The sequence below is a fragment of the Roseiflexus sp. genome (assembly GCF_057785375.1).
The window spans coordinates 29,697-53,374 of record NZ_JBYNRX010000087.1; the positions used below are offsets into that span (position 1 = coordinate 29,697).

Genomic DNA, 23,678 nt, shown 5'->3' on the forward strand with positions numbered 1-23,678 from the left:
ATCCCAATCGTGCTTACGCTACCGCTCGCCGCCGAACCCCAGCCCCATCTCCGGCGCCGCCTCGGGGCGCACCGCGACGACAAAATCGGTCGAGCCAAGCGGGTACGGCGGAATGCGATACAGGATATACTGCCAGAATTGCTGTGAGGTGCGCGCGTCGAATGGTTGACGCAGCATGCGCATCAGGAGCGAAGAGCGTTCATCGACCGGCGCTGTCATCCAGTCGCGCGGCAAGCGGTAGGTTTCCTCTTCCGGGAACCACCAGCGCAAGGGGTAGCGCTGCACCTGGAACCCTTCCAGAAACCGGCGGTTCTGCTCATTCGCGTAGTTCTCGCTCAGCATGAGCACAGCAATGACATCATCTCCCGGTGCGCGCTGCAATAGCGGCGGCTGCTCTTCGGCGCGCGCGAAGCGGATATGGTACCAGTCCCACACCGTTTCGTTGTCGTACCAGACTGTTGCTGTCGTTGCATTGCTGCGGCGGCGGAGCGCTTCGTCGAGCCGGTCGATCACCCGCTTCACATCCGGCGATGTCTGGGTGTAGATCATCATCTCACGCGGGATGTCGCCGTAGCGGAAACTGAGTTGATAGGCGCTACGCAGCGTATACACCGCAACGATCAGCGTCACGCCAGTAGCCAGCGCGCCGATGGCCCAGCGCCGGCCGCGCAGCATCCATGCGCCTGCCGTAAGCAGCGCCGTCAGCACGATCCAGAGCGGCGTAATCCACGGCGTCAGTCCTGCCAGTTGCGTGTTGACATGAATGGCTACCGTAATCAGGAGCAGGCAGTAGACGCTGATAATCGTCAGCAGCGCCAGAAAGACCGGGAAGGGACGCACAATCTGGCTCAGGGAAAAGCCATCGAGCGACTGCTCATCGTTGATGCTGCGTCGCCACCACGCCAGGGTGCGCCCCGCCGCCCACGCGCCCAGCAGCGTCAGCGGCAGCGCAAGATGCACCGTCAACCACGGCATCTTTTCGCCCGCCCACGAGTAGAGCATGAATGTCGCAATGCTCCACCACGCCAGCACAAACGGCAGCCAGGAAGACGGATCAGCGTTACGCGACGTTGTTTCTGCGTCCGTGCCAGATTCGCGCCCATTTGCAGGAGAGACGGCATCACGATTTCTGCGCATCAGCCGTTGCCATCCCAGCACCCCTGCCATCGCCAGACCTATCAATCCCCAGAGAATGAGCAACGGCTCGTAGATCGCCAGCAGCACAGCGTAGTAGTGGCGTGGCTGCCCGCCGCGCTCGACTTCATGCTGCGCCAGCCAGTAGAGGAGCGAGCCGGTCGTGCCGGTGATCACCCCGGCGGTATTGGTGAGGAAGGCGGTGAAAAACAGGGTATAGACAAGAAAGAACAACCCGCCGGCAATCAGCAGGCGGCGTCCCTGCCCCAGACTTGCGAACGTCGCTACTGCCGCATCGCCGCTGGCGCATGCGCGTTCCCAAATCGTCGCACCGGTCGCATCACGTCGCCGCCAGACGACCCACCACAGCGCCGCCAGCGTCGCCGGAACCAGCGCAAGCCCGGTCAGGATCGCCGGATGGCTGACAAACTCGCCAAGTTTGATGAAATACAACCCGAAATTATCGTCCGGTTGGTGGCGAACGCACAACGCATAGTTGTTATCGAACGTCGCCAGCGGGGGCCAGCCGAAGATCGGTCCGGGACGCGCGACGCGCATCGGGTTGGGTGGCGGAAAGGGTTGCAGTTCGCTCGGGCAGATATACGGCCCGGCGATGCGATTGACCGTATCGCTGGTCGGGAAGGGGCGTTCCGGGCGCCCTGGCAGCCAGAAGACCAGCGCCACGACTGCGATGCCCAGTGCTGCCAGGATCGCCATGCCTGGTTTCCACACCTTCCAGAAAAACACCAGCGCAACCAGCGGCGCGAAGATCGCCATATACAGAAAGAACGTCTCCATCGTCACGAACATGAACGCCAGCGCCAGGGCGACCACATACAGCCACAATGGGCGGCGGGTGGTTGCATAGCGCATAGCCCCGATCAGCGCCAGCAACTCGAACAGGATGGTGTAGGGATCGTGGCGGATGAAGCGCGCAATATACATGAACGCCGGAGAGATGAGGATGTAGCTCGAAGCCAGCAGCGCCGCGCTGCGCCCCAATTCGCGGCGCAACAGGTAGGGCAGCATCACCAGGGCGATGCCAAACAATGCCGGACCCAGGCGTGCAGTGGTGTCGCTGACGCTAAAGAAGAAATAGATCAGCGCGCCAAAGAAATAGAGGAAAGGTCCGTGCAGCAGCGGGTCGTGGACGTAACCTTCGCCGCGGAAGACCAGCCACGAAAAGTAGGCGTGCAGCGTCTCATCGTGGTGAAGCGCACGATCGCCAAGCCCCCACAGGCGCGAGATCACCGCCAGCAGAAGAATGACGAGATAGGCGGCCTGTTCGAGCGAGACGGTCGCTGCGCGTGGGCGCGTCGTCGCAGCAGATACGCTGTCGCCAGGCGGTGCAGTGACCTGTGGCGGAAGTTCGGCAATCGACATGGTTCGTAGCTCAATGACCTCCGGTATTCAGCCACGGCGAGATTGTACACGATACATGAGAGGAACCGCAAGTTACAGCATCATTGGCGCCAGGCGTTGGCTGAGCTTGTCGAAGCCAACGCCTGGCGCAGGACGGTTAACCCGTATTGCACTATCTTGATCGCCCGGTGAGAACCGCGCTAGAGGTCACGAATATGCCAGGTTTCTCAGCCGCACCAGATCGATCAGATGAATGGCTTCGTCATCGACCCGGATCAGCCCGGCGGCGCGAAAATCGCCAATTGCTTTGGTGACCGTTTCGCGGTGCGATCCGATCAATTCGGCGAGTTGCTGATGGGTCGATCGCACAGTTGGCGGCATATCCTGTCGTTCCGCCCACAGTCCAAGCAGCGCCGCCGCCAGACGTTGCGGCACGCTCTTGAAGGCGATATCCGCCAGTTTACGCTCAATAGCGCGCAGCCGCCGGCTCATAACGGTCATAAACTGCAGGGCAAGCGATGGTTGAGTGCGCAGTGCGCGGCGCAGCGTCTCACGGTGCACAACGCCAACCGTGCAGGGCGTGACGCTGATCGCGTAACTATCGTGGTGTGACCCCTCCGCCAGCGTCACCTCGCCAAAGACCGCCGGTGCGTCGAGGAGCAGGACGGTCAGGGCGCGTCCTTCGGGCGAAATGGTGTACAACCGAACTCGCCCCCGGTAGAGCAGGTACATCTCCGCGCCTGGATCCTCCAGGCCGTAGAACAGGTACCCGGCAGGACGCTGAACCGCTGCAATCTCGCCGTGAATGTCGTGCAGCGCCGACATCAACTGTGGAAAGAGATCGGCATCGGTGATGACATCGACCGGCGGGGGCGGATCAGACGCGGTCACGCTCGAACTCCAGTTCACGAAGGTGCCAGCAGTCGTTATGCGTGATCAACTGCCACTCCAGCCGTCCATCGCGGCTGGTCGTCTGGCGCCAGTGGGTAATGGCGGTATTCTGCACGTGGAACGCATTCCTCCCGCGTGCGTGAGGTCCAAGCCCGAGCATAAAGAGGAACGACACTTCGATGATGCCGCCGTGACAAACGGCCACAATCGTCTGCCCGCGATGGCGGGTGATCAACCGTTCGAGCGCTGCCGAGGCGCGAAACTGAAAACTGGCCCAGCTTTCGCCGCCGGGAGCGATAGGCGTGAAATATTCTTTGAAGAACAACGTCATCTGCGGAAAGCGGGCGCGCGCCTCGTCGATGTGCATCCCATCCGCTTCGCCAGGACGCAATTCCTGAAGCTCATCGTCCCAGTGGATCGACAGATTGAGCGCCTCCGCCACAGGTTCGGCGGTCATACGGGCGCGCGGCAATGTGCTGGCGTACAGGACATCGGCGGCAATCTCGCCGAGCGCCAGGCGACGCGCCAGCGCGTGAACCTGCGCCATTCCCCGTTCTGTCAACCCCCGATCGCCATGCATTCCTCCCATGATCGGTTCAACATTGGAATACGCCTCACCGTGGCGGATCAGATACAGGTTGGTTGTCATTGTAACCTCGAACTTTTGCCGCCCCCGTCCGGTCCTCTGCGTGCCTGAGCCGGCTACTGCGCTCCGAGTCGCCCTTACGCGGGCCAGCCCTGGTCGTACTGTGAGCCATTCGGCAAGTGTATCCCGCCGTTATCTATACTCGCCTGGCGGCGATCAACGCAAATGCGCCGCGCCAGAGGGTCATGATCGTCAATACTGTGATGAATGTGACGAGTGCGAACGAGAGCGGAATGGTCGTCTGGCGGATCAATGCGCGCAATCCGAGACCAATGGGCCAGGCGATAAGCCAGGTCAGCGCGGTGTGCGCCAGCATCCGCGGCGGCGCTCCGGCGACATCGGCGCGATAGGCGCCGAACAGCGGCGCCACGGCAAACCACCCGATCATGAACGGCGCCGCCGTTTCCGCCACCTGCGCCAGCGCTGTCAAACCGGCCTCCTCGCCGTGACTGGCGCGCCCGATGGCTGCGAAGATCATGAGCGCCAGCGCGTCGCCAACGACCAGCAGCATGATTCGACGCCCGGCGGTTGATGGAGAATGCGACTGTTCGTGAAGCGCCATTACCGTCCTTCCTGTGAGTCTGCCTGTTGGCGCCCTGTCTTAATTATAGAGCGAACAACCCGATGTTGCCCAATCATTGCCCGTGGCGCCCGTCGAGCGGCTGATGTTGGCTTCGACAGGCTCAGCCAACATCAGCCGCTCCACGTCCTTGATTGTCCAGGTTGGGGTTGATCGCTCTACAAGAGACCGGGTAGGCGAAGGCATTGCCTTCGCCTACCCAACGTAGCATGCCGATGTTTCCCAGAGTAAACCGGAAAAGGCGCGCCGCTTGAAATCATGCCTTCGCCTACCCAACGTAGCATGCCGATGTTTCCCAGAGTAAACCGGAAAAGGCGCGCCGCTTGAAATCATGCCTTCGCCTACCCAACGTAGCATGCCGATGTTTCCCTCCCAGGCAGTATACCATGCAATCTACGGTCGTCGCAGGGTGATGATCGTCGCTTCCGGCGGGCAGAGAAGGCGCAGCGGCGCGCCGCCGATCCCGCGCGACACATAGAGGGTCAACCCAGCGACCTGATACTTGCCGATGACGTAGCGCTTGCCGTAGCGCGGCAGGGTGAAAGGACCGAGCAGCGGGAGACGCAGATGGCCGCCGTGCGTGTGACCCGACAGTTGCACGTGGATGCCGGCGTGTGCTGCGCTTTCGGCGACATCAGGCGCGTGGGAGAGGAGCAGTTTGAACCCGTGGGTCGGCACGCCACGCAACGCCTGCCGCAATGATGGCCGCCCGTCCCACACATCGTCGATGCCGATCAGCCACAGATCGCTGCCGTTCCATGACAGCCGGCGGTGTTCGTTCAGCAGCAGCGGAATGTTTGCCAGCGTCAACGCGGCGCGCAGGTCTGCCAGACCTTCCCAATGGTCGTGGTTGCCTGGCACGGCATAGATGCCGAGCGGCGCATGCAAGCCGCGCAGCAACCGCGGCACATCGGGGATTGCCCAGTGATGTGTGACAATATCGCCGGTGAGCACGATCAGGTCGGGGCGCTCACGCTGCATCTGCGCAACGCCCCACGCCAGGTTTGCCTCGCTGTAGCGGAAACCAAGGTGGCTATCGGTCAGATGACCAATGCGCAACCCGTTGAGTTCCGGCGGCAGCGCGGGGATGGGTAGCGTGATGCGCTCCAGGATCGGGCGCGCCGGTTCTCCGAGCAGCATATGACCAAGCGCTGCCGCACCGAACGCTCCTCCTGCCGCTGCAACGCGCCAGCCGAACAGACTGACCCCCGCAAGCCCGGCAGCGGTCGCTACTGCGCCAAGACCAAGCCATCCACGGTTGACGTGCAGTTTCGCCACCTCGATCGTCTGGCGTCCGCGCAGCGCTCGCCGTTTGCGCGGACGCACGCCCTGCAGCGGCGGTTCGTGTGGATGTATCTCGATAGGCACGTGATATTCCTTTGCTGGGATGAATGCTGATTTTGGTGCGGTCAGTAGTGTCATGCGATTGACTCCGAGAACCGAGAACTAATATGGAGTTTGACAAATTGTTCCGCTATCCGTTCGTCTGCCCGGCGGCTGAAGCCGCAGGCTCCTGCTGCGAAGCCCGCCTGCGCGGGCTTCATTGGGCGATACCGGATTATTTTGAAGATCAACCAAAACGCAGACAATTGAGCCTGCGCCTCTGGAGCGGCTGGCGTTGGTTTCGACAGGCTCAACTGAACTTTCTCACCTTCAACTCTCACGCCTCACGCCTCATGCCTCGCCCCTCACGCCTCGCCCCTCACGCCTCACGCCTCGCCCCTCTCACCTTTCACAGCATACCACACACAGTTTACAATTTGATGATCGCTCTCTGACATACGATGCCATCAATCTGTCAGATTGATCGTTGATTGCATGCGCTATACTCTGTCATATGCGCGACAGATATGACAGTGACACAACCGATCGGCAGGCGCGGCAGCGCGCGTATACTGGCGAGACGATCGTCATCCGGCGTGCGCGAAACGCTGCGCTTCCCGTTCGACGCAACGTGCGGCGGCGCATCCGACGCGCGCTGATACTTATCGGTGTGCTGCTGACGGCGCTTATCGCGCTGTTCTACTGGCAATTCGCCGCCGCTGTGGCGCCGTTGATCATCGCCGATGCACGACCGTTCCCGCCCCTCAATCCGCCTGGCACGCCGATCAATGTCCTGCTCATCGGCGTCGATGAGCGTCCCGATCACCCGGAAGAAGGGGTGCGCAGCGACACCCTCATCGTCGTTCGCCTCGACACCTTTGGTCGGCGGGTCAGTCTGCTCTCCATCCCGCGCGACACGCGTGTTGACCTGCGCGACATCGGTCCAACCAAGATCAATGTCGCCTATGGGCATGGCTATGCGTCTGCCGCGAAACTCTATGGCGAGGCGACGACGCCGGCGCAGGGGGGGATGGCGCTGGCCGCCGAGACTGTTGAGCAATTTCTCGATCTTCCGATTCACTACACGGCGCAGATCAATTTCGACGGTTTTGCGCGCGTCATCGATGCGCTTGGCGGCGTCACCATCGATGTGCCGCGCCGGATTGTCGATGATGCCTACCCGACCCCCGATTTCGGCACGGTGCGCGTCGAGTTCGAGCCTGGTCCGCAGCGGATGGATGGGGCGCGCGCGCTGATCTACGCCCGCACTCGCCACGCTGATAGCGACTTCGGGCGTGCCGAGCGGCAGCAACAGGTCGTGCGGGCTGTTGTCAACGAACTTCACGCCCGTGGACCTATCGGTGCAGCATTCCTGATGCCGGCGCTCGGTCAGGCGCTCGACGGTGCGTTTGCTGCCACACTGCCACTATCGCGCCCCGATATGCTATTGGGGATGGCGTGGATTGCAACCGGGCTTGATCCGGCGACGATCGGGCAGTTCCGCATCGCGCCCGATACCGCGCCCAACTTCAGAGAAATCGGGTCCGATATTCTCTGGGATCCGGCCGAGGTGCGCGAGGTGGTGCGCGACTTTCTGGCAACACCTGGCGTCGAAACCGAAGATGCGCGCATTCAGGTGCTGAACGGCGCCGGCGTCACCGGGCTGGCGCGGCGTGTCAGCGGCGAACTAGAGTCGGCAGGATTCACCGTCGTGCCCGCTGCCGATGCACCGCGCAGCGATATTCCCCGCACCATCGTGTATGATGTCACCGGCAAACCCGCCACTGCCCGCCGCCTGGCGGCGCTGCTCGACGCCGAGATCCGTCGCGGTCCGCCTGAGGGCGTCGCCCCGACGGTTGACATTGTCGTGGTGCTGGGGCAGGATCGGGTTAAGTAACTTCTCTTCAGGAGCATATCAATGACCCGTGAGTATGATGTGATCACATTCGATTGCTACGGCACGCTGATCGACTGGGACGGCGGCATTCGCAGCGCATTCGCGGCTGCGGCGCAGCGCGCTGGCGTGAACATCGACCTTGACGCTGCGCTGACTGCCTATCACGCTATCGAGCCGCAGGTCGAGGCGGCTGAGTACCGCCCCTATCGTCAGGTGCTGGCAGAGACGGCGCAGCGTGCAGCCGCAACGCTTGGCTGGCCCATGGACGATGATACCGCTCGGTTTTTTGCGGCGACGCTGCCGCAGTGGACCCCGTTCGACGACACGAATCCGGCGCTCGAACGGCTGCACGCCGCCGGGTACCGTCTGGGCATCCTGTCGAATGTGGATGATGACCTGCTGGCGGCGACGATCCGGCATTTTACTGCGCCAATCGATCTGATCGTCACAGCACAGCAGGTTGGCTCGTACAAGCCGGACACCGGTCATTTCATCGCTGCCCGCGAGCGGATCGGCGGATTGCGCTGGCTCCATGTTGCGCAGAGCCACTTCCACGATGTTGTGCCTGCCGCTCGCCTGGGGTTGCCGGTCGTGTGGGTTAACCGCAAACGAGAACCTCTACCGCCGGATGGTCCCGCGCCATTTATCGAAGTTCCTGATTTGCGGGCGTTTGTGGAATGGTTAGGGGTTAGGGGTTAGGGAACATTCAACGCCCGGTACACCGCTCCCCATTCGTCGAGGGTTACGGTTTCGGCGCGGCGGGCAGGGTCGATGCCAGCAGCGGCGAGCGCTTCCAGGATCCGCTGTTTATCGGTTTTCATTCCCATAGCAGCCATCCCGCCCGGCAGGGCATTTCCCAACTGTTTGCGCGGGTGAAGGAAGCCGGCTTTGATCAAGCGCAGCAGCGCTTCCGGTTGCTCGGGCGCAACAGCCGGCTGTGGGCGAATGCGCAGCCGCAGGATAGTCGACTCGACTTCAGGTGTTGGGAAGAAACAGGACGCCGGAATGCGCGCGATGATCTCGGGTTCGGCGTAGATCTGCACGGCATGCGCCAGAACGCTCAGATCGCCAGGGCGCGCGCAGATCCGGTCGGCGACTTCGCGCTGCACCAGCACGACCATCAGCGTCGGGCGCAGCGGGTCGCTAAGGAAATGGCGTAATGCCGCCGATGTAATGGCGTAGGGGAGATTTGCGACGACCTTGTACGGTTGGGCGCCGGCGGCCACGTCGGGGGCATGTTCTGCCAGCATGATTTCTGGCGGCAGGTGCAACACATCACCTTGAATAATCGCCAGGTTCGAGAAGGCGCGGAACTCGGCGCGCAGCCGCTCTGCCAGGCGGCGGTCGAGTTCGACGGCAATCACCGTGCGGGCGCGCTGTGCCAGTTCCCATGTCAACACGCCCAAACCGGGTCCGACTTCAATCACCGTATCGTCGGCAGTCAATTCAGCGGCGTTGACGATCTTCGTCAGTGCGGCGCCGTCGGTCAGGAAGTTTTGCCCCATACCTCGGGAAGGGCGCAGATCCAGAGCGCGGAGCGCGGCACGGACGCGCGCAGGGGAGAGGTAAGGATTTGCAGACGTCATTGGAGTGGCACAATCACCTTCCACGTGGTGCCCTTGCCTGGTGTGGACGTCACTTCGGCGACGCCACCCATGAGGGAGGCGCGTTCCTCGATGTTCAGCAAGCCGAATGAACCGCGCTGATCGTAGCTGGCGCGCACCTTCTCGACATCGAAACCGCGTCCGTCGTCTTCGATGATGGTTTCGAGCGTGGTTGGCGTCTGGCGCAGGCGCACCCGGATGTGGTGCGCTTTGGCGTGTTTCAGCGCATTGTTGACCGCTTCCTGAATGATGTTGAACAGCGTGCCTTCGACTTTTGTATCGAGGTGCGCATCGATTTTATCGGCTTCGAGGATGATTTTGGTCGGATTGTCGCGGAAGCGCTCGAAGTACTGTTGCAGCGTCACGTCGAGCCCCTGCGTTTCGAGCGCCAGCGGGCGCAATTCGAAGAGCATGGTGCGCACTTCGTGGGTTGTGCGCTTGGCGAGTTGCCCCAGTTTGTCGAGTTCAGGCAGCACGCGCGCCGGGTCGCGCTCGAGCAACCGCTTGATGAACTCGACGTTCATCGTGATCGCCGCCAGCGCCTGCGCCGGTCCGTCGTGCAGGTCGCGCGCCAATTGATGGCGCACCTCTTCTTCTTTCGAGAGGAGTTTCGAGCGTTCCTGCTGCAAGTCGTAGATCAGTTGCGCGTTCTGCAGCGCCACCAGCGCATAGGATGCCAGCGCCGCAAGTTTCTCGACCTCCTCGTCGCCAAAGGCGCGCTCCTGGTCGCTGGCAAACACCATGACCCCATAGATATACAACCCGAAGCACAACGGCAGCAGGCAGGCAGTGCGGCATCGGCGCAGCGATGTGAACGCCATCATTTCCGGATCATCTTGAATGTGATCCAGTGCCACGGGACTCGACTCGCGTAATGCCCGACCGATCGCGCCGTTCGCAACGGTCACCGTGCGTTCCCGGTCGTCGGCGTCCAGCCCGCGCGATGCAGCGACAAACAGTTGATTGGGTTGTCCGGTGGCGAGGAGCACCATGCCGGAGGTATACGGCGCCAGTTTCTGACTTTCGGTCAGCGCCACTTCGAGCACATTCTGATAATCGTTGGTTGTTGCCAGCGTGTACGCCGCCTCGTAGAGCGCGCGCGTCTGATCGCGATAGGCATTCGCCTCACGCAACGCCTGCGCCGCCTTTTCTTCCGCCAGCGCCACACTCAACCGGTTGCTGGCGCTCCAGCGCTCCGCCAGGCCGCCGGTGATCCAGGGAATGAACACCAGCGCCAGCGCACGCAATGCCAGCCCGACATACCCAAGCGGATCGGTCGGGATCGTGCCATTGCCCGGACCGATCCGCGCGACCAGGTAAGCGCCGACGTACACAAACGCAGTGATCAGTCCGGTAAGCAGACTTGCCGACGAGTTCAGGCGGAATGCCGCGTTGACCAGCGGCAGCAGAAAGAGAGGATACAGCACCTCACGCGGATCCGGATTGAACAGCGTCAGGAGCAGCAGCGTCAGGATATCGACCGCAAAACTGAACCGCAGGAACGTCACCGCCTGCGGAATAAACACCAGGATCGTCGCCAGCGCCGCGAAGATCGCATACCCCCACATGACGATGATCATTGGACTCTGGGCGTTTGCAGGGGACCAGAGCGATTCGCCGGAGAGCAGTTGAACAATCCCAATGAGTAAGAGGATCACGCCCCAGCGCGACAGATTATAAAAGCGGTCGCCGCCGAGCATCTGGCGTTGCAGAGAAATCTTCGATGAAAGCGGGATGTGCTCCGCTGCGTCCATAGTATGGTATGTTACTCCGAGATCGTGCCGTATGACACGATCTCAGAGAAGGCGAGCATTACTTTACCAGACCTACATCTGTTTGAGCACTGCGATCGACGAACCGACTGCCTCGGCGCTCTTCTTCACCAGCGCCATCTCCTCGTCGTTCAACGGCAGTTCCAGCACCCGTTCGACGCCGCCGGCGCCGAGGATGCACGGCACGCCGAAGTAGATATCGTTCAGTCCATACTCTCCTTCAAGATAGCAGGCGCAGGGCAGCACCCGCTTCTTATCGCGCAGGATCGCCTCGACCATCTGAACGGTGGCGGCGCTTGGCGCGTAGTAGGCGCTGCCGGTCTTCAGCAGATTGACGATTTCGCCGCCGCCTTTGCGTGTGCGTTCAATAATCGCGTTGAGCCGTTCCTGGCTGATGAACTCGGTCACCGGAATGCCGCTGATGGTGGTGAAGCGCGGCAGCGGCACCATCTCGTCGCCGTGCCCGCCCATCAGCATCGCTTGAATATCCTCGACCGACACCCCGGCTTCCATGGCGATGAAGGTGCGGTAGCGCGCGGTGTCGAGCACGCCCGCCTGCCCTATGACGCGGTTCTTGGGGAAGCCGCTCACCTGCTTCGCCAGGTATGTCATCGTGTCGAGCGGATTGTTCACCATAATGATCACCGCATTGGGCGAGAGCGGCGCCGCCTTGGAGATGCAGTCGCGGGTGATGTCGGCATTGACGCGGATCAGGTCCTCGCGGCTCATGCCGGGTTTTCGCGGCGCGCCCGATGTCACGACGATGATGTCGGAGTTGGCGGTTGCAGCGTAGTCATTCGTGCCCGTAATCGTCACATCAAACCCTTCAATGGGTCCCGCCTGCAACAGGTCAAGCCCTTTTCCCTGCGGCACGCCCTCGATGATATCGACCAGCACCACGTCACCCAGTTCTTTGGATGCGATCCAGTGAGCGGCGGTTGAACCAACAAACCCCGCGCCGATGATCGAGATTTTCGGTCTCATGGCTCCTCCTCTTCGAATGGTTACAACCTCTGCGAAACCGTATGGACATTCCAACCGCTTCTTCGTCAGACTGTTGAAACTTCACCTGCGAGTCATACTCGTTTGCAGAGCATCCTGAACAGACAGGGTGACGATTATCGTCATAACGTGACCGGACCTCAACAATGGTTATGCTCTGTAAACCGAACCGAACGTTTTCATGATCGTCGGACCGACGCAGCGGTGCGCTGGCGCAACCGGGCAAGCGCCGCTTCCAGGTCGGCGGGCAGCGGCGAGGTAAACTCGACCCACGCGCCGCTCGATGGCAGCGCGAATCCCAGGCGATGCGCATGGAGAAACTGCCGTGTCAACCCGAAGGTTGCCCGGGGACGCTTCGGACCATAGAGCGGATCGGCGAGCACCGGTCGGTTACGTGATGCAAAATGCACCCGGATCTGATGGGTGCGTCCAGTCTCCAGGCGCGCCTCGATCAGCGTATACTCCCCCAATGCTTCGAGGACGCGCCAATGGGTGCGCGCCGGTCTCCCGCCGGCAATCACCGCCATACGCACGCGGTCGGTCGGGTGACGCGCGACAGGCGCATCGATCACACCTTCTGCATCGTTCATCCGTCCTTCGACGACGACCAGATAGATTTTCAGCATGCGGCGCGCCTGTTGTTGCGCCTGCAACGCCCGCAGCGCGCGGTCGTTGCGCGCCGCCACCAGCAACCCCGACGTATCGCGGTCCAGGCGATGCACAATGCCAGGGCGCAGATCGCCGCTGATCGCCATTTCGGGGTAGCGCGCAATCAACGCATTCACCAGAGTGCCGTGATCATGACCAGGGGCGGGATGGACGACCATACCCGCCGGCTTGTCGATCACAACGACATCGTCGTCCTCATAGATGATCTGGAGCGGGATTGTTTCAGCGATAAGTCCAACCGGTTGCGGTTCGGGCAGATGCACCGTCACGATGTCGCCAGCGCGCACCGGTGAACTGGGGCGCGCCTGGCGATTGTTCAGAAGCACGCGCGCGTTTTCGATGAGATGGCGAGCATAGGTGCGCGAGAGATCAGGCGCTTTCCCGGCGATATACCTGTCCAGGCGATCGCCTTCATCGACAGCCTCGACCACCAGTTGCAGCAGTTCAGCACTCACAACACCCTCACCCGAACCCAAACCGACCACACTCTCCCCCTCATTCGTTCAGCCTTGCCAGTGCGGATGCGCTCCACCTCCTACGAACCGGGTCCGCGCGGATCCTGGTTGAGGAGATCGCTCAAAAGCGCATCATCTGATGCGGTGCGGCGTCGATCCCCGTCACCGGTCAACAGCAGGAAGAGCGCCAGAGCTGCCACGCCAATGGTGATCGCACTGTCGGCGACATTGAAGATGCCGGGGAACCAGTGCACATGAACAAAATCGATGACGTAGCCGAAGCGCACCCGATCAATAATGTTCCCCACTGCGCCGCCGACGATCAGACCGAGGCATGTCTGGGAGAGGAGATGTGGTCCGGGCAGATGATAGCGGTAAAAATACATGGCGCCCAGGCTGATGATGATCGATGTGACCGTGAAAAAGTGTGAGAAGCCAACATCGAACATCCCGAACGCGATGCCAGTATTGTGGATCAACGTCAGACTCAGCCAGTCATCGATCAATGGTCGAGAGGTTCCTTCAACCGTGCCCAGGGTGCTGAGCACCCACGCCTTGGTCGCCTGATCGACGGCGAGAATGGTTGCTGCAATCATAGCGGGACGCAACCAGTACCGCTGCAGCTCATGCCAGATTGTCCGGCGTGTATTGGTCAATGCGATCTTTCACTTTCTGTGCACGGGTTAGGGGTTAGATCGCTCGACTTAACTGGTAACCTGTTCTCTGTCACCCTTGATCAGTCTTACGCCCGGCCACCCGCCCGCATTCAGCATGTGCCGTTCAACCCCGTGAGACGTCGCAACGCACTGTCTCTACCGCAACCTCTCAACCCTTTCACCTCTCGCCTCTCACCTCTCACCTCTCGCCTCTCACCTCTCACCTCTCGCCTCTCACCTCTCACCTCTCGCCTCTCACCTCTCACCTCTCGCCTCTCGCCTCTCACCTCTCGCCTCTCGCCTCTCACCTCTCACCTCTCGCCTCTCACCTCTCACCTCTCGCCATGAACAGACAGCCCCTCGTGGCGCTGAGAAGCCGCAAGGGGCTGCTTGCGAGCGCCCATGTGAGACGCACACTACCATCGCCGGGAGCGCTCGCGCGCCGCCTGGCAACGGACGCACAGCGTGGCATACGGCAGCGCCTCCAGGCGCTCGAGCGGGATAGGTTCGCCGCAATCGGCGCAGATTCCATACGTTCCTTCATCCATGCGGCGCAGCGCTGCATTGACCTGCTCCAGAAGATCGCGCGCATTGCTGCGCAGGGCAAGATCACGTTCGCGCACCAGCGTTTCCATCATTTCTTCAGCAACCACGTTTCCGATACCCGCGCTCTCCTCGCGGTTGGCGCGTTCACGCTCTAGCGCGGCGATCTCGGCGAGCAACGCATCGCGCTCCGCTTCGAGTCGCTCTCGTTGTGCTGCGAAGACTGTCGTCGGTGGCATCTTCGCCGCTCCTTTCTCGCCAACAACAACACAGGCTCGGCAGCCTCTTCTGCCGCACCTGCGACCGGCACCCTCCTCATACACGTCGTTTCCGTGTATGGTTCTATTGTCGTACCGTTATTATACCACGTTGTGACATCGAATACGGTTACGCTGTATCCACCGAACGATACCCGCCAATGCCGCCAGGCGTGAACGTCTCCCCCAGGCTATGCAGCAGCGTCGCCACGATCAGCAACTCATCGCGCAGCACGTCGCGCAGCGCCTCCGAACTCCGCTGCTCCCACAGATCGCTCAGATCGGTGACATTCGTGCCGACAATCTGGACGTATACCGGCAATGGCTTCTCATCGATGCGGTACCCGCGACGTATCTCGACCGCAATATAATCCGCCGGCGGGGGAAGGTCTGGCGCCACCCGCCGCAGCGCCGCGCGCACGGCGCCATTGAAGGCGCGTATCAACTCGGCGTCACTGCGATCAAACGACCGGATATCAACGGTGTAGGTCCATGCCAGTTCGAGCGGACCGGGAGCGATGTCGCGCCCTTCCGAATGCAACTGGTGCGCCGCTGTCCAGACCAGGTTGAGTTCGACCCATGGCGGCGACCATCCTTCGCCAATCGGTTCGGGATGCTCAGGGAAGAGTTCGGCGCGGTAGGTGCGATCCAGCGTCTCCGGCTGAATGCTCTCAACGACGGCATGCTCGTGCAGTCCGGCAATCAGCCAGGCTTCTTCCAGTCCCGCTGCAAGTTCTTCGTAACTGATCAACGCCATCCCTCGTCGTGTCAGGTGTCCTATCTGCATATTGTACCGCCACGTGTGCCATACGACAAGCGGCGCTAATGACCGCAAATCCTGCTTTTGCGCCTTTTTAAACAATCCGTTGGCGTGTTACAATACTGATACAGAGACGTTATTTGGCAGCAGTGTGATGCAGAGGGGAGAAAGCATATGAGCAATGAACGAAACAAGCGCCGCCGCCGGGCGACGTATACCTGGAAGCCTGAAATGATCCGTGCGTTGCGCGAACATATGGATATGACTCAACGCGAGCTGGCCGACCTGCTGGAAGTGCGGCAGCAGACAATCAGTGAGTGGGAAACCGGTCTGCATACGCCGCATCGCTCGACCCAGAAAACGTTGAGCATGGTCGCAGAACGCGCCGGTTTCCCGTATTTGCCGCAAACATCCGAAACCTCCGCCGATGGCGATGGCGCGCAGCACGATGGCGAAGCGACGACTGAGCGCGTCGATGCCGATACGGCAGGCGTCAGCGGCGCTTGACATCTACACGTTTTCGTGTTAGAATAAATCAACATGAAGGGCGCAATCGAAGCGCCCTTCTTTTCCCCTGGATTTACACGAAAACGTGTGGAGTTGCCATGCCGCGTCGTCTTTCCCTGCCGTGCGACCGTCTCCGCGCCATGTACGAGGCGGGCGCCACCACCATCACGCTGGCGCGTCAATATCACTGCAACCCGGTCACCATTGCGCGGCGTCTGCGGCAGTGCGGCGTAGCGTTGCGCAGCGGGCGCTTCGCCGCCAGGCCGTTCGACGAGGCGCTCTTCCGCCGGTTGTATCTCGAGGAACGGCTGCCGCTGACCCGGATCGCCAATGCGCTCAACGTCTCGGTCAGCACCGTTGGGAACTGGCGGCGGCGCCTCGGCATTCCGCCGCGTGGGCGCCCAAAGTGACGGCGCTACGGGAGCGGAAAAACCGGCATCCCGATACTTTTTCCCTTTACGCGCTTCGACCCGAAAAAAGCAAGCGAGGAGTCATGACAAAACCGGCATCCCGATACCTTTTCCCTTTATGCGCCGGGCTGCCTGGCGCGTGACGGCGCAGGCTCTGGGCAGCGACGCCCGGCTGCGCAGGCGAGACCGGGCGATGCCGGATGTGGGGACTGACTCTGAGTTCATTTGGACATTCTAGCGCTGCCGCCTAGCGCTGCCGCAAGGCCGGGGCTGCGCCCAACACGGCATGCAGACGATCCGCTTCGCGGTGCTCAGCGGGTGGCTGACACCCACGTTTGGGCATCTCAATATCAAGGAGTCGTCGATGATCGAGAACAACCCGACCGGCGTCATTGCTGCCTTTGAGATACTTCTCGAAGAGATCGAGGCTGAAATCGAGTTCATGAACCGACTTGGCGCCCGCGCCTTTGAGTCTGGCGATTATGGTAAGGCGAAAGAGGCGCTTGAACGTGTCGCAGAAGTCACTGCTTTCCGCGACAGAACAGACGCTCTTCGACGCGAATGGGAAAGACTCTTCATCCGCGAGAAAGACGAAGAAGACACAGAAACCCATGCTGAGCGTCGCAACCTGGGACGTCTACGCCGCGGGTTGCGTACCCGCGAAGAGGCCTACTATCGACCGATCCTCGAAACGTTGCAGGAACTTGGCGGATCAGCACCGATGCCCCAGGTTCTCAACCGTGTTCTTCAGAAAATGAAGCCCGTGCTACGAGACGTAGACTACGAGCCTCTCGCCTCTTATCCAGACAAGCCACGTTGGAGCAACTCCGCCCAGTGGGCGCGCAACTCGTTGGTTAAGGAGGGACTCCTACGTAGTGACAGCCCACGAGGAGTATGGGAAATCAGCGAGAAGGGATACCGGTATCTCCGAGAGGGTGACATCTAGCAACAGCACGCAGCAGACGGTGCTGCGCGCCTTCTTGTAATCGGCCTGAATACGAGCCAGATGATTGTGGGATGCATCGCGTCTGCATAGTGAATGACATACGCGCCGTCACAATGCCTGTCAGTTGGCGCATCTTCGAGAAACGCATGCACGACATAATCGGGAAAGCGCACCTGACCGAGCATGGGAAACGCATTGCGGAACACATAGGCGTGATGCAGATGATCCGGTAAGCCGGTGACGCATACGGTTGCGCCCGCAGGAATATCCGCCAGCGCGCCGTCCATCCAGGCGATAGCGCGTTCCATTTCGTCGCCCGCCTGGCGCCACCAGTATGCGCGATACGAGGCGACGCCTGCATTCGCCCCGATCAGCAGGATCAGCGCTGCAACACATAACGGCCGCCGCGCCTCTGCGGTGTGCCAGATCGCGCCCCATCCTGCGGCGACCAGCCAGGCAATTCCGATCGTCGCCATGAATGCCGTGCGACCGGTAGCCGTCAGGATGACGGGGTACAGCGCGATGACGCTCCACGCTGCCGCAAACAACAGGATGCGCACCTGATGGCGGGGAATGCGCCCGCGAACCTGCCAGACCAGCCATCCCAGGATGCCCGTCGCGCCCATTGCGACCGTCATCGCGATCAGCGGCAGCGCCGGCTGCTCTCGCCACAACGGCAGCGATGTCGCATAGCCGTAGTTGTCCGGCAGGGCGAATAGCCCGACTGCCAGGTAATACGCCAGGTTGACGGCAATGCGGAAGGGGTCGATCTCAAACGGGTAGGGCGAGCCGGTCCAGAAGCGAAAGGCGACAAACACGCCCTGGATCGCCAGCAGCGGCGCGACCGGGGTAAGGCGGCGGAGACGTTCTCGCCACGTTTCTGCGTGAGCGTCGAGCAGATCGTAAACCGCGAGCGCGACCGGCAGGAAGATGGCGGTTTCTTTCGCGCCAATGGCGAGCACGTAGCACACGATGGTCAGCGCGTAATACCTGCCCGGCGACGAGGAATTGCGGAATGCCAGGTAACTTCGCAGACCGAGAAGAACGAACACCCCTGCCAGCAGTTCGTTCGACGCCGAGACCCACAGCACCGGCTCGGCATGCGCCCCATGGACGCCGAAGAGTATGGCAGCCAGCGCGCCAGCGGCGCTACGTCGCGTCAGTACGACGAGAATATTGGCAACCAGCACGGTAACGGCGAGGTAGAGCACAAAGGCGACGACGTGATACCCAAGCGCCTCGAAGCCGAAGAGTCTGGCGCACACACTGATGAAGAGGTCGAACACCGGACGATACCAGCCGCCGTGCGTAGTGGTGAGTAACTGCGGCAGGTCGTGGAGCGACAGATCCAGGTTGCGCTGAATCACTGCCCAATCATCAGCCAGAGGAATAGTGGTGAAGCCGGGAATGTAGATAGAGGATGCAGCGAGCGAAGCGCCGGTGAGAAGAAGCAGACGGCGGATCATGCACCATCCCACGTGGCTACGTTCTGCGCGCCACGACGTTCAGAACGCCAAGGAACGCAACCGCCGCCACGATGTGGAAAATGATCAGGATCAGGTAATCCGTTCCACTCCCTCCCATCGGCATCGCCGACGGATTGGCGGCGCCCGCCAGATTGGGGATCAGCGACACGAAGAACGCAATGACGCCGATGGTATTGTAGGTTCGGAGCGGGTTGGCAGCGACGCGATTGACCACTGCCAGCACACCGACGCCGATCAAGGTGAAGAGGAGCGTAAAGGCGATGATCGGTCCAGGCGTGAATGGCATAAAATCCGGCGACAGCGGCACAACTGCGCCAAGGAGCAGGCGAGTGACGACATTTGCCACAACCGCCGCCAGCACTGCTGCGCCGCCGGCTCTGAGCTGCGTTGCGTTTGAAAGGCGGGTCTGTGCAATTGCGGACATACTACAGGCTCCCTTGGAGATCACAATACAAAAACAGGGCGCAAACGAGCAATGCCACTCCCTACCATTATATCAGACGCCAGGCGAGGCTTCGAGACGAAGGTGATTGTCGGGTGCAGTCAGAAACTGCCGTCTCGCTGCGGGCTGAAGCCCTCGCTGAGGACGCAGTTCGACCATGCTCACCGCACGCGGTTCGACGGCGCTCACCGCAAGTGCAAGCCCTGCCGGGGCTGCCGCTGCCGGGGCGCTGTCTGCGTCCACGACACGCCTGCCGGGGCGCGCAGCAGGATGCCGGGCGCTGCGGGCTGAAGCCCGCACTACTCCTGCGGGGTGGCATCCGCTCCAGCCGGCGCTACTCCTGCGGGGCAGCGTCCGCTCCAGCCCGCGCAGGCGGGCTTTGCACAACTGTAGCGCGCGGCTTCCGCCGCCGGGTAGGTCGGCTTCCCGTAGCCCACGGCTTCCGCTGCCGGGCGGACTGACCGCAAGTTAGTATCAGTTCTCGGTTCTCGGTTCTCGGTTCTCAGTTCTCAGTTCTCAGTTCTCGGTTCTCACACCTATCGATTCGCATCCAGGCATGTCTGTATCTTGCGGTCTGCAATGGCAAACGCGCCTTCGACCGACACCACCCCGCGCACTGCGGCGTCGAGCGCATCGTCGATAGCGGATGCCACCGGTCCCTGGTAGACGCTGCCGCAGGCCACCGGATAGCGTGGCGGCGCAATGCCTGCCTCACGTCCAACAATGAACGCGCGCATGTTTGCGGGTGGCGGGGGCAGTTGCGTGAGCACCGGATCGTCACTCAGTGACAGAAGCGCTGGCGTGCCCAGATATGCCGTGGCGAGTGCGCGTTGCGTTTCCGGGGCGATGAAGAGCTTCACAAAATCCCATGCCAGGTGCGGGTCGCGCGAGGCGCGCGTGACGGCGAAACCATACGTCCCGATGCCGGTGAATCGTCCTGCCGGGTGCTGCGGGACCAGTTGCACATCCCAGGCGAAGCGGTCGCCGATCTGATCGCGATACCGCTGTGCAACGCCGGCAAACGAGAAGAACGCCGCGCACTTCTGTTCCACGAAGCAATCGCCGCTGCCCGAAGCGGATTGTGCAGCAATCTTGTGTGTGAGCCAGAGCTCGACGTATTCCTGCAACCCTTTGAGCGATTCGGGTGAACTCAACGTCGATTGGGCGTCATCGGCGCTGAGCGCATCGCCGCCGGCGCCGCGCACCCACGGCAGCCAGTAGACCCACCAGGCGTACCCGTTCAGGCTGGCATTCGTGAAACTCAGGCAGTCAACCCCTGGAGAAGCTTCTTGCAGCCGCTTGCATGCAGCAATCAGATCGTCCCACGTCCAGGCGTCGCTCGGCAGCGGCGCGCCGGATCGTTCCCACAGCGAACGGTTGTAGTACATCTGAATGGTTTCGAGCGATACCGGAATCATGTACAGACCAGGGCGATTGCGGGATCGTCCAAGTTCCAGCGCCATGGGGTGCACGTCAGCCAGGTTGATGCTGCTGTCGCCTCTGGCAAATTCTTCCAGATCGATAATGAGATTGGCCTCGACCAGCGACTCGGCCTGCATGTCGATCAACCAGACCACATCGGGAACGTTGCCTGCGGCGGCGCTGCCTTGCAACTCGCTGTAGTCGCCGCTCCCGTCGATGAGTTCGATCTGTACTTCGGGATAGCGACGGCGAAACTCGCGGCTGACGATCTCGATCACCCCCTCGATGGCCGGGTCGCGCACAGTATACACGCGCAACACGCGCGGCTCGGGCGTTGGGGTTGGCGGCGGCGGCGCGAGCAACCCGCACGATGCCAGGATGAGGGAAGCCAGCACCGCCAGCCATCCCCGCGGCGCCATCACTTGCGCGTGCATAGAGCCATCCTTTCGTTTTAACCCAACTGCGCGAGACGACGCCACGGTGCGGGTTTGAGCGCGCCGTGGCTGGCGGAGATGCTGCTGTCCGATATTGTATCAGAAGAGAGGTGGCGCCTGGAGAGCAGTTATGGCAGCCTCAACCTGAGGAACTGATCCTGCAAACTGACGCCAGCGGCGCACCGGTGCGGCTGGAATATGTGCGTGGGCGAACCCGCTGGGAAGCCTCGCCGTCGAGCCGGCATCGAAAAGCGCTGCAACGGATCGAGCGCTCGGTTCGCCCGTCGCAGCGCGATGCGACCGGTTGCGCCTGTTTCACGCTTGCTGATGTGCTCATCCGTTTCCCCGACCCCGAACGGTCGATCAAGCGACCGGACCTCGCCATCTTTTGTGAGGAGCCGCCGGACAGCGACGAGGCGCTGGACGTGGTTCCCGTTGCAGTGGTCGAAATCCTCTGTCCTGGCTATGAAGACAAAGACCTGGGGCCTGACAGTGCGCCGTTCTACCTGGAACACGTCGTGCTCAACGTTGTGGTTGTCGATCCGCGCAGCGGCGCAATCCTCCACTTTCGTCCCGCTCATCCCCCCGCGCCCCTTCAGGCGCCGGTGACGCTGTCCCTGGCCTGTGGATGCACCCTGGACGTTCCATCGCAGAGATGATCGTCGCCTTCGCTCCATTCCATGATTGCCGCACTGTACCATGTCATGGTATGATGACGCAAGGCGGCATGAAGTGTACATACTTCGAGGAGGACGGTCATGGACGACCATACCAACGACGATATCCCATGTTATGGGTTGTATATCGACGGCAACTGGAGCGATGCCGAAGGCGGTCTGATGCCGGTCAACGAACCGGCTCTCGGTCGGACCATGGCGTATGTTGCGCGCGGCTCGGCAGCCGACGTTGATCGTGCGGTGGCGGCGGCGCGCGAAGCGTTCGATCGCGGCCCCTGGCCCCACACCCCTGGCCACGAACGCGCCCGCATTCTCAATGCGATTGCTGATCTGATCGAAGAGCACACTGCCGAATTCGCCGAACTAGAGTCGCGCAACCTTGGCGCACCGCTGCGCAAAACCACCTTCGTCGATATTCCCTGGTCGGTCGAGCACCTGCGCGTGTTCGCCGAACTGGCGACGATCCACCCGTATGAGGCGCTGCCCTGGACGGATATTCCCTCGGTAAGCTGGAACTTTGTCTGGCGCGAGCCGATCGGCGTGTGCGGGCAAATTGTGCCGTGGAACTATCCGCTGCTGATGACGATCTGGAAGATCGCGCCAGCGCTGGCGGCGGGGAATACCGTGGTGCTCAAACCGGCGTCCTACACGCCGCTGACGGCGCTGATGCTGACGCGGTTGATCCACGAGGCAGGGTTGCTGCCGCGCGGCGTGCTAAATGTCGTGACCGGTCCGGGAGCGGAAGTCGGCGATGCACTGGCACGGCATCCCGGCGTGGACAAGGTCTCGTTCACCGGATCGACCGAAACCGGGCGGCACATCATGCGGCTGGCGAGCGACACGATCAAGCGTCTGACCCTCGAACTCGGCGGCAAGTCGCCGAGCCTGGTGATGCCCGACGCCGATCTCGAACTTGCCACCGATGGCGTGCTGTTTGGGGTCTTCTTCAACGGCGGGCAGAGTTGCGAGGCAGGAACCCGCTGTCTGGCGCCGGAAAGCCTGCACGACGAGTTCATTGAGCGTCTGGTGACCCGCGCCCGCTCGCTGCGGATCGGCAATCCGCTCGATCTGGAAACCGACCTGGGTCCGCTCGTTTCCGAAGCGCAGTGCCGGGTTGTTGAGGAGTACATTGACGTCGGCAAGCACGAAGGCGCCCGCCTGGTGACCGGCGGCAAACGCGCGCGCGTCCCCGGCTTCGAGCGTGGTCCGTTCATCGAACCGACGATTTTTACCGGAGTGCAGAATGGCACGCGCCTGGCGCAGGAGGAGATCTTCGGTCCGGTGCTGTCGGTCATTCCCTACCGCACGGTGACGGAAGCGATCGAACTGGCGAACGCCAGCCGCTACGGGCTGGGCGCCGCTATCTGGTCGCGCGACATCCAGGGCGCGATTGAGGTCGCCAAGCGCATCCGCACCGGCACGGTCTGGATCAATGACCATCACATCATTCTGCCGCGTGCGCCGTTTGGCGGCTACAAGCAAAGCGGCATCGGGCGCGAGCACGGCATCTACGGCTTGATGGCATACACCGAACTGAAGCACATCCACGTCGATCTCATGCAGAAGCGCACCGGGCGCGTCTGGTGGGACGTGCTCATTCCGCAGAGCGATCAGGGTTAGGGGTTGGAACCAATGTTGGGGAGGGTGTTTGAGATGCGATGGTTCGCGTCTCGACGCCCTCTTTCCGTTGTCGCAGTCGCAACGTATCGCTGTGCCAGACCAGTTGCCGCAGTGATGATTACCGATCAACGCCTCATGCTGGCTGAGCGACCGTTCGCGGCCACTGCACGACTTCCCAAGCC

The 23,678-nt window shown here is 61.7% G+C and carries 24 protein-coding genes; 7 read left to right on the forward strand and 17 right to left on the reverse strand.

What is annotated here, in order from left to right; translation table 11 throughout:
- Positions 1-18: 18 nt before the first annotated feature.
- The 5 genes from AC3EA7_RS16505 to AC3EA7_RS16525 all read right to left on the reverse strand — a co-directional run bounded on the left by AC3EA7_RS16505 (position 19) and on the right by AC3EA7_RS16525 (position 5,981).
- Positions 19-2,517, reverse strand: coding sequence for a flippase activity-associated protein Agl23 (locus AC3EA7_RS16505; protein ID WP_488615170.1), 2,499 nt, complete (start codon positions 2,515-2,517; stop codon positions 19-21).
- 186 nt (positions 2,518-2,703) lie between these two features.
- Positions 2,704-3,387: a Crp/Fnr family transcriptional regulator gene (locus AC3EA7_RS16510; protein ID WP_488615171.1), complete on the reverse strand. Its 684-nt coding sequence runs from the start codon at positions 3,385-3,387 to the stop codon at positions 2,704-2,706.
- Positions 3,374-4,036: a histidine phosphatase family protein gene (locus AC3EA7_RS16515; RefSeq protein WP_488615172.1), complete on the reverse strand. Its 663-nt coding sequence runs from the start codon at positions 4,034-4,036 to the stop codon at positions 3,374-3,376. The genes AC3EA7_RS16510 and AC3EA7_RS16515 overlap by 14 nt, the downstream gene beginning before the upstream one ends.
- A gap of 133 nt (positions 4,037-4,169) precedes the next feature.
- A complete protein-coding gene (locus tag AC3EA7_RS16520) occupies positions 4,170-4,595 on the reverse strand; it encodes a DUF3054 domain-containing protein (protein ID WP_488615173.1) in 426 nt (141 codons plus the stop codon).
- 411 nt (positions 4,596-5,006) lie between these two features.
- A complete protein-coding gene (locus AC3EA7_RS16525; protein ID WP_488615174.1) occupies positions 5,007-5,981 on the reverse strand; it encodes a metallophosphoesterase in 975 nt (324 codons plus the stop codon).
- A gap of 469 nt (positions 5,982-6,450) precedes the next feature.
- On the opposite strand from AC3EA7_RS16525, the gene AC3EA7_RS16530 reads away from it, so the two are divergent.
- Positions 6,451-7,833 carry an LCP family protein gene (locus AC3EA7_RS16530; RefSeq protein WP_488615175.1) on the forward strand — a complete coding sequence of 461 codons (1,383 nt, stop codon included), beginning with the start codon at positions 6,451-6,453 and terminating at the stop codon, positions 7,831-7,833.
- A gap of 21 nt (positions 7,834-7,854) precedes the next feature.
- Positions 7,855-8,532, forward strand: coding sequence for an HAD-IA family hydrolase (locus tag AC3EA7_RS16535; protein WP_488615176.1), 678 nt, complete (start codon positions 7,855-7,857; stop codon positions 8,530-8,532).
- Here the strand turns inward: AC3EA7_RS16535 and rsmA are convergent.
- The 7 genes from rsmA to AC3EA7_RS16570 form a co-directional block, all read right to left on the reverse strand.
- A complete protein-coding gene (rsmA, locus tag AC3EA7_RS16540; protein ID WP_488615177.1) occupies positions 8,529-9,419 on the reverse strand; it encodes a 16S rRNA (adenine(1518)-N(6)/adenine(1519)-N(6))-dimethyltransferase RsmA in 891 nt (296 codons plus the stop codon). The genes AC3EA7_RS16535 and rsmA overlap by 4 nt on opposite strands.
- A complete protein-coding gene (locus AC3EA7_RS16545) occupies positions 9,416-11,191 on the reverse strand; it encodes a GAF domain-containing sensor histidine kinase (protein ID WP_488615178.1) in 1,776 nt (591 codons plus the stop codon). The genes rsmA and AC3EA7_RS16545 overlap by 4 nt, the downstream gene beginning before the upstream one ends.
- Positions 11,192-11,263: 72 nt before the next feature.
- Complete coding sequence (gene mdh, locus AC3EA7_RS16550) at positions 11,264-12,193, reverse strand: malate dehydrogenase (protein WP_488615179.1); 930 nt, start codon at positions 12,191-12,193, stop codon at positions 11,264-11,266.
- A gap of 197 nt (positions 12,194-12,390) precedes the next feature.
- Entirely contained in the window at positions 12,391-13,335 is a 945-nt protein-coding gene (locus tag AC3EA7_RS16555; RefSeq protein ID WP_488615180.1) for an RluA family pseudouridine synthase, read from the reverse strand.
- Between the two features lie 80 nt (positions 13,336-13,415).
- Positions 13,416-13,991 carry a signal peptidase II gene (lspA, locus tag AC3EA7_RS16560; protein WP_488615181.1) on the reverse strand — a complete coding sequence of 192 codons (576 nt, stop codon included), beginning with the start codon at positions 13,989-13,991 and terminating at the stop codon, positions 13,416-13,418.
- A gap of 416 nt (positions 13,992-14,407) precedes the next feature.
- Complete coding sequence (locus AC3EA7_RS16565; RefSeq protein WP_488615182.1) at positions 14,408-14,773, reverse strand: TraR/DksA family transcriptional regulator; 366 nt, start codon at positions 14,771-14,773, stop codon at positions 14,408-14,410.
- A gap of 148 nt (positions 14,774-14,921) precedes the next feature.
- The gene (locus tag AC3EA7_RS16570) at positions 14,922-15,578 is read right to left on the reverse strand and encodes a hypothetical protein (protein ID WP_488615183.1); all 657 of its coding nucleotides are present in this window, start codon (positions 15,576-15,578) and stop codon (positions 14,922-14,924) included.
- A 147-nt stretch (positions 15,579-15,725) separates the two neighbouring features.
- Between AC3EA7_RS16570 and AC3EA7_RS16575 the strand changes: the two genes are divergently transcribed.
- The 3 genes from AC3EA7_RS16575 (at position 15,726) to AC3EA7_RS16585 (ending at position 17,414) form a co-directional block, all read left to right on the forward strand.
- Positions 15,726-16,058 carry a helix-turn-helix domain-containing protein gene (locus AC3EA7_RS16575; RefSeq protein ID WP_488615184.1) on the forward strand — a complete coding sequence of 111 codons (333 nt, stop codon included), beginning with the start codon at positions 15,726-15,728 and terminating at the stop codon, positions 16,056-16,058.
- A gap of 98 nt (positions 16,059-16,156) precedes the next feature.
- Positions 16,157-16,468: a hypothetical protein gene (locus AC3EA7_RS16580; protein ID WP_488615185.1), complete on the forward strand. Its 312-nt coding sequence runs from the start codon at positions 16,157-16,159 to the stop codon at positions 16,466-16,468.
- Positions 16,469-16,832: 364 nt separating this feature from the next.
- Positions 16,833-17,414 carry a winged helix-turn-helix domain-containing protein gene (locus AC3EA7_RS16585; protein ID WP_488615186.1) on the forward strand — a complete coding sequence of 194 codons (582 nt, stop codon included), beginning with the start codon at positions 16,833-16,835 and terminating at the stop codon, positions 17,412-17,414.
- On the opposite strand, the gene AC3EA7_RS16590 is transcribed toward AC3EA7_RS16585, so the two are convergent.
- The 5 genes from AC3EA7_RS16590 to AC3EA7_RS16610 form a co-directional block, all read right to left on the reverse strand.
- Complete coding sequence (locus AC3EA7_RS16590; protein ID WP_488615187.1) at positions 17,411-18,880, reverse strand: hypothetical protein; 1,470 nt, start codon at positions 18,878-18,880, stop codon at positions 17,411-17,413. The genes AC3EA7_RS16585 and AC3EA7_RS16590 overlap by 4 nt on opposite strands.
- Positions 18,881-18,896: 16 nt before the next feature.
- Positions 18,897-19,325, reverse strand: a complete 429-nt coding sequence (locus tag AC3EA7_RS16595) for a DUF6069 family protein (RefSeq protein ID WP_488615188.1) — start codon at positions 19,323-19,325, stop codon at positions 18,897-18,899.
- Positions 19,326-19,397: 72 nt separating this feature from the next.
- Positions 19,398-19,586: a hypothetical protein gene (locus AC3EA7_RS16600; RefSeq protein ID WP_488615189.1), complete on the reverse strand. Its 189-nt coding sequence runs from the start codon at positions 19,584-19,586 to the stop codon at positions 19,398-19,400.
- 56 nt (positions 19,587-19,642) lie between these two features.
- On the reverse strand, positions 19,643-19,810 hold the full coding sequence (locus AC3EA7_RS16605) for a hypothetical protein (RefSeq protein ID WP_488615190.1): 168 nt from the start codon (positions 19,808-19,810) through the stop codon (positions 19,643-19,645).
- 69 nt (positions 19,811-19,879) lie between these two features.
- Positions 19,880-21,199 carry an extracellular solute-binding protein gene (locus AC3EA7_RS16610; RefSeq protein WP_488615191.1) on the reverse strand — a complete coding sequence of 440 codons (1,320 nt, stop codon included), beginning with the start codon at positions 21,197-21,199 and terminating at the stop codon, positions 19,880-19,882.
- Between the two features lie 110 nt (positions 21,200-21,309).
- Between AC3EA7_RS16610 and AC3EA7_RS16615 the strand changes: the two genes are divergently transcribed.
- Positions 21,310-21,858, forward strand: a complete 549-nt coding sequence (locus AC3EA7_RS16615; protein WP_488615192.1) for a Uma2 family endonuclease — start codon at positions 21,310-21,312, stop codon at positions 21,856-21,858.
- Between the two features lie 99 nt (positions 21,859-21,957).
- Positions 21,958-23,496, forward strand: a complete 1,539-nt coding sequence (locus AC3EA7_RS16620) for an aldehyde dehydrogenase family protein (protein WP_488615193.1) — start codon at positions 21,958-21,960, stop codon at positions 23,494-23,496.
- Positions 23,497-23,678 lie beyond the last annotated feature (182 nt).

Bases quoted from the DNA above. Each gene is read 5' to 3' on its own strand.
- AC3EA7_RS16505 (WP_488615170.1), bottom strand. From the start codon at position 2,517: ATGTCGATTGCCGAACTTCCGCCACAGGTCACTGCACCGCCTGGCGAC.
- AC3EA7_RS16515 (WP_488615172.1), bottom strand. From the start codon at position 4,036: ATGACAACCAACCTGTATCTGATCCGCCACGGTGAGGCGTATTCCAAT.
- AC3EA7_RS16520 (WP_488615173.1), bottom strand. From the start codon at position 4,595: ATGGCGCTTCACGAACAGTCGCATTCTCCATCAACCGCCGGGCGTCGA.
- AC3EA7_RS16530 (WP_488615175.1), top strand. From the start codon at position 6,451: ATGCGCGACAGATATGACAGTGACACAACCGATCGGCAGGCGCGGCAG.
- AC3EA7_RS16535 (WP_488615176.1), top strand. From the start codon at position 7,855: ATGACCCGTGAGTATGATGTGATCACATTCGATTGCTACGGCACGCTG.
- rsmA (WP_488615177.1), bottom strand. From the start codon at position 9,419: ATGACGTCTGCAAATCCTTACCTCTCCCCTGCGCGCGTCCGTGCCGCG.
- AC3EA7_RS16545 (WP_488615178.1), bottom strand. From the start codon at position 11,191: ATGGACGCAGCGGAGCACATCCCGCTTTCATCGAAGATTTCTCTGCAA.
- mdh (WP_488615179.1), bottom strand. From the start codon at position 12,193: ATGAGACCGAAAATCTCGATCATCGGCGCGGGGTTTGTTGGTTCAACC.
- AC3EA7_RS16565 (WP_488615182.1), bottom strand. From the start codon at position 14,773: ATGCCACCGACGACAGTCTTCGCAGCACAACGAGAGCGACTCGAAGCG.
- AC3EA7_RS16570 (WP_488615183.1), bottom strand. From the start codon at position 15,578: ATGCAGATAGGACACCTGACACGACGAGGGATGGCGTTGATCAGTTAC.
- AC3EA7_RS16575 (WP_488615184.1), top strand. From the start codon at position 15,726: ATGAGCAATGAACGAAACAAGCGCCGCCGCCGGGCGACGTATACCTGG.
- AC3EA7_RS16580 (WP_488615185.1), top strand. From the start codon at position 16,157: ATGCCGCGTCGTCTTTCCCTGCCGTGCGACCGTCTCCGCGCCATGTAC.
- AC3EA7_RS16585 (WP_488615186.1), top strand. From the start codon at position 16,833: ATGATCGAGAACAACCCGACCGGCGTCATTGCTGCCTTTGAGATACTT.
- AC3EA7_RS16590 (WP_488615187.1), bottom strand. From the start codon at position 18,880: ATGATCCGCCGTCTGCTTCTTCTCACCGGCGCTTCGCTCGCTGCATCC.
- AC3EA7_RS16595 (WP_488615188.1), bottom strand. From the start codon at position 19,325: ATGTCCGCAATTGCACAGACCCGCCTTTCAAACGCAACGCAGCTCAGA.
- AC3EA7_RS16610 (WP_488615191.1), bottom strand. From the start codon at position 21,199: ATGCACGCGCAAGTGATGGCGCCGCGGGGATGGCTGGCGGTGCTGGCT.
- AC3EA7_RS16620 (WP_488615193.1), top strand. From the start codon at position 21,958: ATGGACGACCATACCAACGACGATATCCCATGTTATGGGTTGTATATC.